The following is a 14,631-nucleotide window of genomic DNA, read 5'->3' on the forward strand; positions in this document are numbered from 1 at the left end:
AAACTTGTTTAAGTCCAACCAGTTTATGTTTCTCAGCCACTTTTGGGTACTGATTTATCGCATAACGCTGTAGGTGGATAAAAATATAATCAATATGAATCAGATGCAGTGTAGTAGTTTTCTTTAAACGCTAAGCTTCCCCACATAGCATTGGCATGAGCACGTTTAACCACTTCTGGATCCAACTCTTTTTCTGTCAGGGTATCTGATTTAAAATCATATTGATAAGTAGAAATACCTTGCTCAGGCCGAATAACAACCAGTTGGTTGTCTGCTGTCATATAGCCATAGTTTTTATCTCGTTGCATCATTACTCGCTGCTTCTCAGCAGGAACATCATGAGTTAAATCGAACCCAATCATTGGGTTTTGGCTACTGATACCGGCCAAAGAAAGCAGTGTGGGTGCAAGGTCAATTTGACTAACTAGACGATCGTCAATGCGGTGTTCAATGCCGCCACCAAAAATCACTGCTGGAATTCGAAAGTAATCGACTGGTACAGGCTGATTACCCTGTGTTCTAGCATCATGATCTGCCACAGCAACAAACACCGTGTTATCCCAATATGGTGACTTTTTCGCTTTTTCAATGAACTGTCCAAGCGCATAGTCTGCATATTTCACCGCATTTTCCACCGTTTGCTTTGGCTCATTATACGGTTCAATCACGTTATCAGGGTATTCAAATGGGCTGTGGTTCGATGAGCTAAAAACTAAGCTAAAGAACGGTTTACCTTCACGACTCATCTTCGTAAATTGCTGATCTGCCTTATTGTAGAGATCTCCATCTGACGCGCCCCATGAACCAACATATTTAGGCGAATCAAAAGTTGGGAAGTCTTGCATATCGACAAAACCGTTACCCAAGAAGAAACTCTTCATATTGTCAAAGTGGCTTTCACCACCGTAAATAAATTGTGTGTGGTAATTTCGAGACTTTAATAAATCCGCAATTGAAAAGAAATTCGTTTGGCTTTTACCTAACTTAACCACCGAACGTGCAGGAGTCGGAGAAAACCCAGTGGTCACCGCTTCAATACCACGAACAGAACGCGTTCCCGTTGCGTACAAACGGGTGAATGCCCACCCCTCATCAATCAGTTTATCGATATTGGGTGACGCATCGATACCACCAAGGCGGCTAACATAACGTGCACCGTGACTTTCAAGCAGTAGGATTACGATATTTTTAGGCTGGCCTTGATAGGTCGCTTGGTGCATTGCCATGCTAGGTTGTTGTGCAGAGACAAAGTCTTTATTGTCGACATTCATGGATGCACGAATTTCTTGGACGATCTCCTCCTTATCCATTTTCGGGTAAAACTCGAAAGCACTCGCTTCAGATTTCATCTGTTTGGCAGCAAAAATCGCTGAAAATGAGGAGTTTAACGTTAAATCATTCACCAAAGGGTCACTAGAAAAAGCCACCATCGCCGGATTTAATGGACGGTGTCCCAGTGAAGAACGCGCCCCCAAAATACCAATAGCCACAACAAAAATAGCAATCAGCGGACGCCAGTACCATTTAGGAAAGCTTAAGTTCGAAACAAGCTGCTTGCTCCATTTCCAACCGACAAAAAGTGTGAACGTGGAAACTACGGCACCAAGGAAAAGTTCAAATTTATAGCCACTCCAAAGCATACTGAAAACTTCTTTGGGATAAATGAGATATTCGATAAAAATTCGATTAGGTCGCAGATCGTACTCAATAATAAATGGCGGTGTTGCTGCTTCCATGTAAACAATCAACCACAAACCGCCGGTAATCCACACACGTAAAAACCAATGCCAAACCCGACCGACAGCATGATCGCCAGACAGTAGGCTAGATAACAACGCTGGTAAAATAAGCAAATAACAAAGAGAAACAATATCAACTCGCAGACCACTTAAGAAAATGGTCAGCCATCCACCAGCATCACTCACCCGTTCAAAATGCCAGATAGCCAGTCCTAAACGAGAGACAAAAAAGATAACTAGCCCCACCACGAATACGGCAGCAATCGGATAGAGAGGCCCTAAGTAGGGTTTGATTTTATTGAGCATAAATTTCAACAACTATTAAGATTAAATGAATGATTAGATAATACGTTAAGGCATTGATAAAAGAAATAAGTTCCATTTCATTTTGTAAAACGAAAAACTATCGCCTATTTTATCTTCATGCGTTAAATGTCTTAAGTTTTTCTTAAGATTAATATGGCAAATTCCTTTATCGAACACTGATAGAATTAAGAATGGCGGGATTTATTTAGATGAATTAAACGACAGAAATCCATTTCAATCTTGATAATATAAACAAAATAGAGGAACGCTAAAATGCCTAAAACTTACAAATGGGATCTATTTGTTCGCTTGACACATTGGATTGTGGCGGGATCTTTCTTAACCAACTACCTCATAACAGAAGAAGGTAGTAAAACACACCAATGGATTGGCTATCTACTGATGATCACGATATGCCTTCGTCTCATTTGGGGTCTTATTGTCCATTCCCCTGCTCGCTTGTCTGCCTTTAAGCCTTCAATACACAATGCGTTTATTCACATAAAGCAAGTAATAGAAACAAAAGAAGATCACCATGAAGGGCACAACCCAGCTGGAGCTGTGATGGTCTGGATTTTGTGGTCTGGCCTCCTCCTAACAGGACTTAGCGGCTGGGCAACACAACTGGACATGTTATCGGCAAATGACTGGCTCAGCGAATTGCATGGAGCGCTCGCAAATCTGACGATGCTGGCAACGATAAGCCATATAGCCGCCATTGTGATAATGAGCCACTGGACTGACCACAATTATTTAAAAAATATGCTGTTACATAAAAAATAGAAATATGTTCATTAAACCTGAGTGCTTAGGTTCATCAGGTTTAATCGACTAAGTAACAGGGGTGTCTTTACAAAAAGATCCGTATTTAATGCTCTATTTAACTTTTAATTAGTATTCATGACTGAAGAGGCCGTCTAAATTTTAATCATTACTATGGCGATTTTTGTTAATAGGGATAACATCAACTTTGTATTATTTCAAAAAAGTGACATGGCAATGAATTTTCATATAGAAAAATAATAGATAGATACAGTATGCTACATCCGATAGCACTTTTTAATAAGATGAGAGTCAACTCAAGCTATCGACATTTTTATTATCTCATTATTAACTATTAGGTTACTCACTTTATGAAACCAGGCCGTACAGGAATAAGTCGTTTATTTTACGCTACAGGTTATTCAATGAAAGGCCTTCAGGCTGCATGGAAAAATGAAGCCGCCTTTAGGCAAGAAATCGTCGCTTCTATCATTCTAATTGCGATCACTTTTTTCTTGCCGGTCAATGAATTAGAACAGTTAATGATGATCGGTAGCTTAGTACTGATTGTCATCGTTGAGCTTATGAATTCAGCCGTGGAAGCTGTAGTTGATCGCGTAGGTAGTGAGTGGCATGAGCTCAGTGGCCGTGCGAAGGATATAGGATCAGCTGCGGTTTTGATTGCACTACTTTTTGCTGCATTTACATGGATTTTTATTTTGGTACGCTAAATGAAGTGAGCGTTTGAAAATTATTCGTTTTCTTACGTCGGTATTAGTTTTCTCCTAGCGCTATATTTTGCCACCGCCGTTAACTTGCTTGCTTATTCTGTAGTCTCAGAGTAAATGCTGTTCAAAAAAGCGCCCCAACCGGAGCGCTTCAACTTCAATATTCGATTATTCCCAATCAAGGATAACTTTGCCAGAAAGCCCGCTGCGCATAGCATCGAAACCTGTTTGGAAGTCATCAATTTTGTAATGGTGAGTGATGATCGGCGTTAGATCGAGGCCAGATTGGATCAGGCTCGCCATCTTATACCAAGTTTCGAACATTTCACGGCCATAGATACCTTTGATCACCAAACCTTTGAAGATCACTTGGTTCCAATCGATCGCCATATCTGAAGGTGGAATACCTAATAAAGCAATACGACCACCGTGATTCATGGTTTTCAGCATAGAACTAAAGGCACTCGGTACGCCTGACATTTCAAGGCCGACGTCAAAACCTTCTGTCATGCCAAGTTCACTCATGACCTCTTCTAACTTTTGTTCCGCAACATTCACGGCGCGTGTCACGCCCATTTTACGTGCAAGCTCAAGGCGGTATTCGTTGACATCGGTGATCACCACATGGCGAGCACCAACGTGTTTCGCCACTGCGGCCGCCATGATACCGATTGGACCAGCACCAGTGATCAGCACATCTTCGCCGACTAAATCAAATGACAATGCGGTGTGTACCGCGTTACCAAATGGGTCAAAAATCGAGGCTAGATCATCGGAAATACCATCTGGGATCTTGAAAGCATTAAACGCAGGGATAACTAAGTATTCAGAAAATGCACCAGTGCGGTTCACACCAACACCCACAGTATTACGGCATAAGTGAGTACGACCACCACGGCAATTTCGACAATGGCCGCAAGTAATGTGACCTTCGCCAGACACGCGATCACCTAATTCAAAACCGCGAACTTCTTGACCAATGCCAACCACTTCACCGACGTATTCATGGCCAACCACCATTGGTACTGGGATGGTTTTTTGTGACCACTCATCCCAGTTATAGATGTGAACATCGGTGCCACAAATTGCGGTTTTCTTAATTTTAATCAGCAGATCGTTGTGACCAAGTTCAGGCATTGGCACTTCGGTCATCCAAATGCCTTGCTCTGGTTTGAGTTTGGATAATGCTTTAATTTTCATTTAATGAGCCCCATTTCTTGGCCAACAGCAATAAACGCATCAATGGCGTGGTCGAGTTGCTCGCGGCTATGCGCGGCTGACATTTGTGTACGAATACGAGCTTGGCCTTTGGGCACAACAGGGAACGAGAAACCAACAACATAAATGCCCTTAGCTAGTGCTCGTTCTGCAAACTCTGCTGCAACGATAGCATCGCCGAGCATAATCGGGATGATGGCGTGATCCGCACCACCCATAGTGAACCCCGCGCCTTCCATACGAGTACGGAAATGCGCGGCGTTATCCCAAAGTTGGTCGCGAAGCGCGGCGCTTTCTGCCAGTAAATCCAGCACGCGAATCGATGCTGCAACAATCGCTGGCGCAACCGAATTAGAGAATAAATAAGGACGTGAACGTTGACGAAGCCAATCAATCACCTCTTTTTTACCGGAAGTGTAGCCACCTGAAGCACCACCCATCGCTTTACCAAGGGTACCGGTGATGATATCAATACGGTCAATCACATCATGGTATTCATGCGTGCCACGGCCATTTGCACCCATAAATCCAACCGCGTGTGAATCATCCACCATGACGAGCGCGTTGTATTGATCCGCTAAATCACAAATCGCGGGCAAGTTTGCGACTACGCCATCCATTGAGAATACACCATCCGTTACGATGAGCTTATTACGAGCGCCCGCCGCATCGGCTGCGATCAACTGCTGTTCCAATTCTTGCATGTTATTGTTGGAGTAACGAAAACGCATCGCTTTACATAAACGCACACCATCAATGATTGAGGCATGGTTCAACGCGTCAGAGATAATCGCGTCTTCTTTATCTAAAATAGTTTCAAATAAACCGGTGTTTGCATCAAAACATGAGGTGTAAAGAATCGTATCTTCTTTACCTAAGAATTGAGAGAGCTTCTGTTCCAGTTGCTTATGGATATCTTGCGTACCACAGATGAAACGTACCGAAGCCATACCAAAGCCGTGACTGTCCATGCCTTGCTTCGCCGCTTCAACCAACGCAGGGTGATTAGCCAAACCAAGGTAGTTGTTGGCACAGAAGTTCAACACTTCTTCACCAGTAGAAATTTCGACCGCCGCTTGTTGTTGCGAGGTAATCACACGTTCAGATTTATACAGACCTTCCGCTTTGATTTCCTCAAGCTGGTTTTGGATCTGTTGATAAAATGCAGAAGACATTGCTACGTCCTTATTTTTATATAGCGCAATAGCTATGGTGTAGGGCAGCCTAAACGAAAAATAGACCCTTCATTTACACTGTAAAATTGCTTAATGGTATTTTAGTTGATCCCATTTACGACTATTATCCCATGACATGGAAAACCATTCGTGAACTTCAGGCACAAATACAATTATGATCACGCATCGTCTTATCGCCCTGCTGCCTGATTTAGCGGCTTTCATTCTCGTCGTCAATGAAGGTAGCTTTACGGCAGCAGCTCAAAAGCTGGGGGTAACACCTTCGGCATTAAGTAAATTGATTACCCGTTTAGAACAAGCACTATCAGTGAAGTTATTTGAGCGAACCACGCGCCAACTCTTAATCACTCAGGCAGGAAAGCGCGTTTATGATCAAAGTCTGTTGATGGTCAACGCTGCGCAGCAAGCGGTTGAGCTTTCCACCTCTGACCACACCGAACCTGCAGGCGCACTCACTGTTGCGGCACCTGAAGCATTTTTGAACTCAGTTCTGCAACCCCTTGTGCTTCCTTTTCTAACTCAATACCCTGAAATTCAACTTAAGCTGAGAGCTGCAGATGGCGCGATCGATTTATTCAAACACAATATTGATGTGGCGTTTAAGCTGACTGATAAGCCAGATGAAAACTTGGTACTGCGTGAAATTGGCAAAACCCACTTAGTGTTGTGCGCCAGCCCAGAATATATAGCGGCCAGAGGCACGCCAATCCACCCTATCGAATTAACGGCTCACGACTGCTTGTATCTTGCCGAAACCGAGCGTGACCATCTCTGGGATTTTCATAAAGAAGATGAGTTCCATACGGTGGCCGTCTCAGGCCGCTATGCAGTAAACCACTCACAAATGCGTTTGAACGGCGTGAAAAATGGCTTAGGTATCGGCATCTTCCATGATTTTGTCATTCAGCAAGCGCTCGTTGAAGGCAGCGTCGTCCGACTATTAGCCGATTGGACGATCAAAAGTAATTACTACGGCTCGATTGCCATGCAATATCCGCAAACCAAGTACATGCCAGCAAGGCTGCGGGTGTTCATTGATTACGTCACTGAACATTTGGTCAGCCAACTCAACAAATAAAGGGTAATCATGCTAAAACGAATCCACCACGCGGCAATTATTTGTTCAGACTACGCACGTTCCAAAGCGTTTTATACTCAGATCTTAGGGCTGCCTGTTATTGCTGAAAATTACCGCGCCGCTCGCGATTCATACAAGCTGGATCTTGCTCTGCCCGATGGTGGACAAATTGAGCTGTTCTCATTTCCAAATACACCACCAAGACCAAGCTTCCCTGAAGCTCAAGGGCTACGACATTTAGCGTTTGTGGTGGACAGTGTCAGTGAAGTCAAAGCGTATTTAGAGGAAAAAGGCGTTATCGTCGAGCCCATCCGCGTTGATGAGTTCACTGGTCGCGAATACACATTTTTCGCCGACCCAGATGGTTTACCGTTAGAGCTTTATTCTGAATAGTGAATAGAGGAAGGAATCAAGGCTATTTTCTAACGTCAGTACAACAGATTAAATAATGGTGGCGCACGAGGAACTTGTTTTTCAAATCGTACACTTAGAGCCAAAAAAGTGTAGCTGTATGAAACAAACAAGTTCAGTCGTGTCAGTAAAGGTGTCGTTGGAAGTGAATCTTGATGAAAGGTGGAGAAATGAGCAAAGGGACAGGGTTTCGTATGCTGTGTCTGTACTTTTCCCTCTTCAATTTGAACCAGCTCAAAACCATTAATGGTGCACAGTGTGGCCCAAACCCCCGCCGTATTGCCATGCGCGTTTATTACAGGCATAAGCGACACCAACACCCAACTGAGCGCGCTGGTGAGCAACATTATTCTGTTAAAACGGTTTAGGCGAATCATAGCAACACTCAATTTTTTCTTGTCGACACTATATAACGCAATGATAAAAATAACAGTGCGGCAGCGCTAAAAACTTAACAAATACCCTCAAGTTCGCTACAAATCGTTAGCTTAAAGACGACGTTTCAAGATGCATATCAATGTGACTCCATTCACGCTTTGTCTATCAATCCACCCAAACTAGGAAATATTCCTAGCTCAGTTAGGCCATGCCCTCAAGTCAATCGCCAAGCCGATTTTTACAATCACTCTATAATGCAGCCAGACGGTTGCTAGCCATTCGACTCTGGTGTGAATTGACTGACAGCAGAGATTTCTTTGACGTGATTTTCTAAGGATTTCACATGCTAAAACTTTTGCAACAGGTTCGGCTACCGACCCTCGATCTCCCCGCAGCAGAACGCCGTAAAATGTGGTTCAAACCATTTTTACAATCATACCTTGTGGTGTTTATTGGCTACATGGCGATGTATTTAGTGCGCAAAAACTTCAACGTTGCACAAAACGATATGATTTCAACCTACGGCTTGTCGATGACACAGCTAGGGCTGATTGGTCTTGGTTTCTCCATCACTTACGGGATTGGTAAGACAGTGGTCTCTTACTACGCCGATGGCAAGAACACGAAACAGTTCCTACCTTTTATGCTGATCCTTTCTGGTATTGCAATGCTTGGATTTAGCATGAGCATGGGCGGTTCAAGCGTCAGCATTTTCCTAATGGTTGCTTTTTATGCGCTAAGCGGTTTTTTCCAAAGTACTGGTGGGCCATCAAGCTACTCCACTATCACCAAATGGACGCCCAAAAATAAACGCGGCACCTACTTGGGTTTATGGAATATGTCGCACAATGTCGGCGGCGCAGGTGCGGCAGGCGTAGCACTGTTTGGTGCAAACTATCTCTTTAATGGTCATGTTGTGGGCATGTTTGTATTCCCATCGATCATCGCGTTAGTGGTGGGTTTCATTGGTTTGCGTTACGGTAGTGACTCTCCTGAAGCATACGGTTTAGGTACGGTCGAAGAGTTGTTTGATGAAGCGGTCAGCGAGGAAGATATTGCTGCGGAAGAAAACCAAATGACCAAACGTGAGATCTTTGTTGAATACATTTTGAAAAACAAAGTGATTTGGTTACTCTGCTTTGCCAACATCTTCCTCTACATCGTGCGTATCGGCATCGACCAGTGGTCTACTGTGTATGCCTATCAAGAACTTGGTTTGTCAAAAGAAGCGGCCATTTCAGGCTTCACTCTCTTTGAAGTGGGCGCATTAGTCGGCACTTTAATGTGGGGTTATCTGTCCGATCTTGCTAATGGCCGCCGAGCTTTGGTCGCCTGTGTCTCTCTGGGACTCATCATTGTTGCGCTCGAATTCTATCAGCACGCCACCAGCGAGTTTATGTATCTCGGGTCACTGTTTGTGCTAGGTTTCCTTGTTTTTGGCCCACAATTACTGATTGGTGTTGCTGCGGTTGGCTTTGTGCCGAAAAAAGCGATCAGTGTCGCCGATGGCGTTAAGGGCACCTTTGCTTACTTAATTGGTGATAGTTTTGCCAAACTTGGCCTAGGTATGATCGCCGACGGTACACCGATTTTTGGCCTCACTGGCTGGAAGGGCACCTTTGCTGCGCTCGACACTTCAGCGATGATCTGTATCGTACTGCTGATTTTTGTCGCGATCGCAGAAGAGCGTAAGATCCGCCATGAGAAAAGGCTAAAGCTGGCCGCAGCTGCCGCTTAGCTCCCAGCAAAATCAAACGCGATATTCTCTTTTATGAGTGTGTCGCGTTTTATTGTGCCACCCCTTCCTTTTTGACGCGCTAGACTCCTCTACAATGGCATCCATAGCAAAGGGATATATTGCTTGTTTAATTGTCTCTGTGGCGTTAGTTTAAGCTCCCTTTTTACTCAGGCAATATAAACAGCGGGGATTGTGATGATCAAAGTAGCACTAGTGGATGACCATATCGTGGTACGTTCAGGCTTTGCCCAACTCATGAACCTTGAAGACGACATTCAAGTGGTCGGCCAATTTAGCTCGGCGGCCGAAGCGCGCGCAGGGCTTCCCGGCACGGGGGCAAACGTCTGTATTCTTGATATTTCAATGCCTGATGAAAGCGGGCTGTCGCTGCTTCAAGATCTCCCCTCTGGGATAGCATGCATTATGCTGAGCGTTCACGATTCCGCGGCCATGGTCGAAAAAGCCTTGGAGGCTGGAGCAAGAGGCTACTTAAGCAAACGTTGTAGCCCAGATGAACTTATCCAAGCCGTACGAACCAGCGCCCATGGTGGTTGCTACTTAACACCCGATATTGCGCTTAAACTCACCTCTCCCAAGCGCGAGGCAAAGCTATTAGCACAGTTGACCAAACGTGAGCGGCAAATCAGTGAAATGCTGGCTGCTGGGCTGGATGTGAAAGCGGTCGCCAATGAGCTTGGACTTAGCCACAAAACCATTCATGTCCATCGCGCCAATGCCATGGATAAGTTAGGTGTGAGCAATAACGTGGCCTTAGCGAAATATTTTTCTGACTCATTCTAATGCCACGCTATTTTATTACGTCACTCTGCGCTTGGTTTCTGCTCTCTTGCAGTTGGTTTTGCTTGTGGGTTATCGCCTACTATTTTGTCAACGATCCGGAACTGGCGATCTTCTTCTTTCCTTTTGCTCTGCGTTTAGGCACTGCGCTGCACAGTCCACAACGTTACTGGCCCGCGATTTATGGTGCAGAATGGTGGCTGACGATTGCGCTCGCCATGCTAATGGAACAACCTCAATGGCTGACAGTACTCGCCGCCAGTATCGCAACGCTGCCCTTAAACCTGCTCGCCCAACGCTACTACCACGGAAGTCAGTGGCGTCGCTTTATTGTGATGGGCGGGTTGATCCTCGCCAGCGCTATCATTAATACGCTGGCCACCACCTACCACGGCCATGCCGCGTCAATGGTGATGTTAGTCAGCATCACAGCTGGCTTAATGATTGTGCCAAGCTGCTATTTGATATGGAATTATCTTTTCCAAAGCACTTGGGTTCCACTGACGGCGAACTTAGTCTCTCGTCATATCGAATTTCGCACGCGTCACGTCTTACTCTACTCTTTACTATTTATTTTAAGCATTGCGCTGCAAATTGGTTTACCTGATGAACTTCGGCGTTTTGCGCCATTTTGTTTAGCCATCCCGATCATTTTGCTCGCTTTTCGCTACGGCTGGCAAGGTGCATTGCTCGGTACTCTGCTCAATAGCATTGCATTGATCGCGGCTCGTAGTGGTGTCTCTAATATGGAAGTCACTGATCTCCTGCTCTCTCTTTCAGCACAAAGTTTAACCGGCATTTTGCTGGGAATGGGTGTGCAGCGACAAAGAGATCTCAACACCAAGCTGCGCCAACAGCTTGATCGTAACCAAAATTTGTCCCGCCAATTAGTCAAAGCTGAAGAATCTGTTCGGCGCGATATTGCTCGCGAGCTGCACGATGAGATCGGTCAAAACATTACCGCTATCCGTACTCAAGCCAGCATTATTCAACGCGTCGAATCTCAGCCCGTCACCAGCAATTGTGCTAAAACCATTGAATCTCTCTCTTTAAATGTTTACGACACAACTAAAAGTTTGCTAACCCGTTTACGCCCTAAAACCTTAGATGATTTAGGCCTAGTCGAAGCACTGGATCAACTGCTGCGTGACCTTGAATTTGAGACGCACGGCATTCAGACCCAAGTGGTTTGGACGGGGAACTCAACCACTCAACTGCAAAAGTTAAGTGATGCCACCAAAGTGACCCTTTATCGATTGTGCCAAGAGGCGCTCAATAACGCCTTAAAATACGCGGAAGCTAGCCACATTGTGATTGAGTTTTCGTTGGCAAGTGATGTCACACTGCGCATTCACGATGATGGCATCGGTTTCAAAGCACAAGCGCAGCTGAACGGCTTTGGTTTACGGGGGATGCGTGAGCGAGTCGAGGCATTGGGTGGCCACTTTCAGATTATTAGCCACTGTCAGTCTACAACAGCCAACCACGATCTAAGCGGGAATGGCACTCAGCTTACCGTCACACTGCCCCACTTATAATCGTGGAATATAAAGCACTATGATAAATTTTCTACGCTCTCAACCACCGCAACCGCTTCTTGCATCAGCGCAAGAGGTTAACCAGCAGTACCGTTATTGGCGCTTTCACATCATGATGGCGATGTATGTCGGTTATGCGCTTTTCTACTTCACGCGTAAAAGTTTGAATTACGCCATGCCCGCGATGATTGCTGACCTCGGTTTAGATAAGAGTGATATTGGCATCATGGGCACGTTGTTTTACATCACCTATGGTATCTCAAAATTTCTGTCTGGGATTTTGTCGGACCGCTCCAACCCGCGCTATTTTATGGGCCTAGGGTTAATGGCAACGGGTTTTATCAATATTCTGTTTGGCTTTTCAAGCTCAATCAGTATGTTCATCTTACTCTGGGTACTCAATGCTTGGTTCCAAGGTTGGGGATGGCCTTCTTGCTCTAAACTCCTGACAACTTGGTATTCGCGCTCTGAACGTGGTTTTTGGTGGGCGTTATGGAATACCGCTCATAACGTGGGGGGCGCGTTGATCCCATTACTGGTTGGCTTTCTCACTTTCCATTTTAGTTGGCGCGAAGGTTTTATTGTACCGGGCTGTTTAGCCGTTATTGGTGGGGTTTTCTTATGTTGGCGATTGCGTGATAAACCAATGACCCAAGGTTTACCCAGTGTTGGTCAATGGCGTAATGACGCCCTTGAACTGGCGCAAGAAAATGAAGGCCTCGGCCTTAGCACTAAACAGATCTTGCACAAATATGTGTTAGGAAATAAGTACATTTGGTTACTCGCCTTGAGCTATGTACTGGTCTACATAGTGCGTACTGCCATCAATGATTGGGGAAATATCTACCTTACCGAGCAACAAGGCTATGATTTGATCACGGCTAATGGCGCGCTTTCGCTGTTTGAAGTCGGTGGGTTTATTGGATCGTTAGTCGCAGGCTGGGGCTCAGACAAACTGTTTGGCGGCAACCGTGGGCCAATGAACCTGATTTTTTCAATGGGCATTTTTCTTTCGGTGGCAGCGCTGTGGCTGATGCCGTTAACGGGGTTTGTATTCCAAGCCGCTGGCTTTTTTACGATTGGCTTTTTTGTCTTTGGCCCACAAATGTTAATTGGTATGGCCGCCGCGGAATGTTCTCACAAAGATTCGGCTGGCGCAGCAACTGGGTTTGTGGGGTTATTTGCGTATATGGGCGCAGCGCTCGCCGGTTACCCGTTAGCCATTATTGTCGAGCAATTCGAATGGCGAGGCTTTTTTGTCACCATTTCTGTTTGCGCCGCTGTGATCGGCTTACTACTGCTGCCTTTCTTACAAGCTCAGTTTTCAGGCAGCGACCACCCCACGAACCATTGAACGTTATAACTAATCCAACGTTATCGTGAGGGGGCCACAAAGCTGATTAACCAAATAAGCGCTTCCAGATACTTGGGTTACGCTGCTCGTGGTATTCAACACGCAGTTCGTCTACCGTCCGCAGCGTTTGTTGAGCTTGCTCTAAATTTCCTTGCTCAAGATCCACTTCGATTTTGTCTAATGCCACTGAAAGCTTATTAAACCCTTCTAAATAGAGATCTTGCTTCTCCGGTGGATAATTTCCTCGTTTTGACTCTTCAACCAACTGACTTAATCTCTCAATGGGTGCTTGCATTGTTTCAACGCTGGTCGCTTCTGCCGCTTGTTTAAATTCAAGCTTCATTTGTTTCATGTTCTGTTTTAAGTCAACATTAGCCGCCGACACGCTAGCCGCAAATAATGCGCAAGCTGTTAATATCATTATTTTTTTCATAATTATTTCTTTTTATTCTGGCAAGAAGTGCCAAGTTTAATGGATCTCAAGATAAAAGAGGGACAAATTTTTGTCATTTTTTATGACCTCTTTACGGCTTATAGTGTTTGATATTCTGCGATCGCTTTTCGCCCGCGCAGTGCTAAAAAGGCCAGAAACTGCTCGACACTGTGCGTAATCACTTTCTCAGCAGCAATACCAACGTTCTCAAGCAGTTCACTGGCCAGTTGAAGTTGGCCGATATCTTGACAAAAATGAGCATCGCTGCCAGTGGTAACATAAGCACCATGCGCTTTCGCCACCTTAGCAATTTCATAACAGCGATCGACACTCCCTACCCTGCTGTGTCCTTTTAAGGTGCTGTTATTAATTTCTATCGCAACGTGATGCTGGGCGGCGCAGGCGATCACCTCATCAAAATCAAAATCGAAATTAGGGTTACCTAAGTGCCCTAGCGCATCCACTCGTCCACCTTTAATCACATTGATCAACGCTTCGGTATGCGCTGCTTTATCGGCAGGCTGAAATACGGGCTCATGAAAACTGGCGATAACCCAATCTAAGTTTTGATCAACCGAAGGGTGAACATCAATCTCGCCAGCACGATTCATGATGTTGGACTCAATGCCTCGGATAATGGCAACACCGTCTAAAAAGCGCGGCAAAATACGTTGATTGGAGAAGAACCAATAATGCGGCGCTCCAGGCATCGACTGCGCATGATCGGTTGTGCAAAACATTGCTAATCCATTTTCTTTAGCTGAACGCGCGTTTTCAATGAGCGTGCTGTAAGCGTGACCACTTGCATAAGTGTGGGTATGAGTATCAACGACAAGATTCATTTTAATTATTCCATTCCAACAGCGATGCTTCAGTGTAACAGCCTCGCTGATGGCACTTCAATCTAAGGGCGATATATTCACCATATCGACACTTTTTGACCGGATGAAAACA

14 protein-coding genes are annotated in these 14,631 nt (G+C 45.1%); 8 read left to right on the forward strand and 6 right to left on the reverse strand.

Annotation, left to right across the window (positions count from 1 at the left end; translation table 11 throughout):
• Window positions 1-89: 89 nt before the first annotated feature.
• Window positions 90-2,045, reverse strand: a complete 1,956-nt coding sequence (locus DD616_RS01145) for an LTA synthase family protein (RefSeq protein ID WP_038148334.1) — start codon at window positions 2,043-2,045, stop codon at window positions 90-92.
• A 273-nt stretch (window positions 2,046-2,318) separates the two neighbouring features.
• Between DD616_RS01145 and DD616_RS01150 the strand changes: the two genes are divergently transcribed.
• Complete coding sequence (locus DD616_RS01150) at window positions 2,319-2,828, forward strand: cytochrome b/b6 domain-containing protein (protein WP_017048335.1); 510 nt, start codon at window positions 2,319-2,321, stop codon at window positions 2,826-2,828.
• Window positions 2,829-3,178: 350 nt separating this feature from the next.
• A complete protein-coding gene (locus DD616_RS01155) occupies window positions 3,179-3,538 on the forward strand; it encodes a diacylglycerol kinase (RefSeq protein ID WP_013868010.1) in 360 nt (119 codons plus the stop codon).
• Between the two features lie 165 nt (window positions 3,539-3,703).
• Here DD616_RS01155 and tdh read toward each other — a convergent pair whose 3' ends face one another.
• Together tdh and DD616_RS01165 are read right to left on the reverse strand one after the other, a co-directional pair.
• Entirely contained in the window at window positions 3,704-4,735 is a 1,032-nt protein-coding gene (gene tdh / locus DD616_RS01160) for an L-threonine 3-dehydrogenase (RefSeq protein WP_088733474.1), read from the reverse strand.
• A complete protein-coding gene (locus DD616_RS01165; protein WP_094125045.1) occupies window positions 4,732-5,928 on the reverse strand; it encodes a glycine C-acetyltransferase in 1,197 nt (398 codons plus the stop codon). The genes tdh and DD616_RS01165 overlap by 4 nt, the downstream gene beginning before the upstream one ends.
• 175 nt (window positions 5,929-6,103) lie before the next feature.
• Between DD616_RS01165 and DD616_RS01170 the strand changes: the two genes are divergently transcribed.
• Window positions 6,104-7,027, forward strand: coding sequence for a LysR family transcriptional regulator (locus tag DD616_RS01170; protein ID WP_094145243.1), 924 nt, complete (start codon window positions 6,104-6,106; stop codon window positions 7,025-7,027).
• A 9-nt stretch (window positions 7,028-7,036) separates the two neighbouring features.
• Entirely contained in the window at window positions 7,037-7,420 is a 384-nt protein-coding gene (gene gloA2, locus DD616_RS01175) for an SMU1112c/YaeR family gloxylase I-like metalloprotein (RefSeq protein ID WP_017046047.1), read from the forward strand.
• 35 nt (window positions 7,421-7,455) lie between these two features.
• Here gloA2 and DD616_RS01180 read toward each other — a convergent pair whose 3' ends face one another.
• A complete protein-coding gene (locus DD616_RS01180) occupies window positions 7,456-7,815 on the reverse strand; it encodes a hypothetical protein (protein ID WP_170900307.1) in 360 nt (119 codons plus the stop codon).
• A 344-nt stretch (window positions 7,816-8,159) separates the two neighbouring features.
• On the opposite strand from DD616_RS01180, the gene uhpT reads away from it, so the two are divergent.
• From uhpT to DD616_RS01200, 4 genes are all read left to right on the forward strand, one after another.
• Window positions 8,160-9,554 (forward strand): hexose-6-phosphate:phosphate antiporter UhpT, encoded by a 1,395-nt coding sequence (gene uhpT / locus DD616_RS01185; RefSeq protein WP_017048964.1) that lies wholly within the window; start codon window positions 8,160-8,162, stop codon window positions 9,552-9,554.
• A gap of 195 nt (window positions 9,555-9,749) precedes the next feature.
• Entirely contained in the window at window positions 9,750-10,355 is a 606-nt protein-coding gene (gene uhpA / locus DD616_RS01190) for a response regulator transcription factor UhpA (protein WP_026028260.1), read from the forward strand.
• Window positions 10,355-11,890, forward strand: coding sequence for a signal transduction histidine-protein kinase/phosphatase UhpB (gene uhpB / locus DD616_RS01195; RefSeq protein ID WP_208871574.1), 1,536 nt, complete (start codon window positions 10,355-10,357; stop codon window positions 11,888-11,890). The genes uhpA and uhpB overlap by 1 nt, the downstream gene beginning before the upstream one ends.
• A gap of 19 nt (window positions 11,891-11,909) precedes the next feature.
• The gene (locus DD616_RS01200) at window positions 11,910-13,244 is read left to right on the forward strand and encodes an MFS transporter (protein WP_017048480.1); all 1,335 of its coding nucleotides are present in this window, start codon (window positions 11,910-11,912) and stop codon (window positions 13,242-13,244) included.
• Between the two features lie 46 nt (window positions 13,245-13,290).
• Here the strand turns inward: DD616_RS01200 and DD616_RS01205 are convergent, their stop codons facing one another.
• Both DD616_RS01205 and DD616_RS01210 read right to left on the reverse strand, forming a co-directional pair.
• On the reverse strand, window positions 13,291-13,677 hold the full coding sequence (locus tag DD616_RS01205) for a cytochrome b562 (RefSeq protein WP_013868020.1): 387 nt from the start codon (window positions 13,675-13,677) through the stop codon (window positions 13,291-13,293).
• Between the two features lie 98 nt (window positions 13,678-13,775).
• Complete coding sequence (locus DD616_RS01210; protein ID WP_013868021.1) at window positions 13,776-14,519, reverse strand: phosphatase; 744 nt, start codon at window positions 14,517-14,519, stop codon at window positions 13,776-13,778.
• Between the last annotated feature and the right edge of the window lie 112 nt (window positions 14,520-14,631).

Origin of the sequence: Vibrio anguillarum (assembly GCF_003390515.1) — a bacterium.
Lineage (GTDB): Bacteria > Pseudomonadota > Gammaproteobacteria > Enterobacterales > Vibrionaceae > Vibrio > Vibrio anguillarum.

What these genes read in the sequence shown, in the direction of transcription:
- DD616_RS01145 (WP_038148334.1), bottom strand. Translation starts at nt 2,045, where the DNA reads ATGCTCAATAAAATCAAACCCTACTTAGGGCCTCTCTATCCGATTGCT.
- DD616_RS01150 (WP_017048335.1), top strand. Translation starts at nt 2,319, where the DNA reads ATGCCTAAAACTTACAAATGGGATCTATTTGTTCGCTTGACACATTGG.
- DD616_RS01155 (WP_013868010.1), top strand. Translation starts at nt 3,179, where the DNA reads ATGAAACCAGGCCGTACAGGAATAAGTCGTTTATTTTACGCTACAGGT.
- tdh (WP_088733474.1), bottom strand. Translation starts at nt 4,735, where the DNA reads ATGAAAATTAAAGCATTATCCAAACTCAAACCAGAGCAAGGCATTTGG.
- DD616_RS01165 (WP_094125045.1), bottom strand. Translation starts at nt 5,928, where the DNA reads ATGTCTTCTGCATTTTATCAACAGATCCAAAACCAGCTTGAGGAAATC.
- DD616_RS01170 (WP_094145243.1), top strand. Translation starts at nt 6,104, where the DNA reads ATGATCACGCATCGTCTTATCGCCCTGCTGCCTGATTTAGCGGCTTTC.
- gloA2 (WP_017046047.1), top strand. Translation starts at nt 7,037, where the DNA reads ATGCTAAAACGAATCCACCACGCGGCAATTATTTGTTCAGACTACGCA.
- DD616_RS01180 (WP_170900307.1), bottom strand. Translation starts at nt 7,815, where the DNA reads ATGATTCGCCTAAACCGTTTTAACAGAATAATGTTGCTCACCAGCGCG.
- uhpT (WP_017048964.1), top strand. Translation starts at nt 8,160, where the DNA reads ATGCTAAAACTTTTGCAACAGGTTCGGCTACCGACCCTCGATCTCCCC.
- uhpA (WP_026028260.1), top strand. Translation starts at nt 9,750, where the DNA reads ATGATCAAAGTAGCACTAGTGGATGACCATATCGTGGTACGTTCAGGC.
- uhpB (WP_208871574.1), top strand. Translation starts at nt 10,355, where the DNA reads ATGCCACGCTATTTTATTACGTCACTCTGCGCTTGGTTTCTGCTCTCT.
- DD616_RS01200 (WP_017048480.1), top strand. Translation starts at nt 11,910, where the DNA reads ATGATAAATTTTCTACGCTCTCAACCACCGCAACCGCTTCTTGCATCA.
- DD616_RS01205 (WP_013868020.1), bottom strand. Translation starts at nt 13,677, where the DNA reads ATGAAAAAAATAATGATATTAACAGCTTGCGCATTATTTGCGGCTAGC.
- DD616_RS01210 (WP_013868021.1), bottom strand. Translation starts at nt 14,519, where the DNA reads ATGAATCTTGTCGTTGATACTCATACCCACACTTATGCAAGTGGTCAC.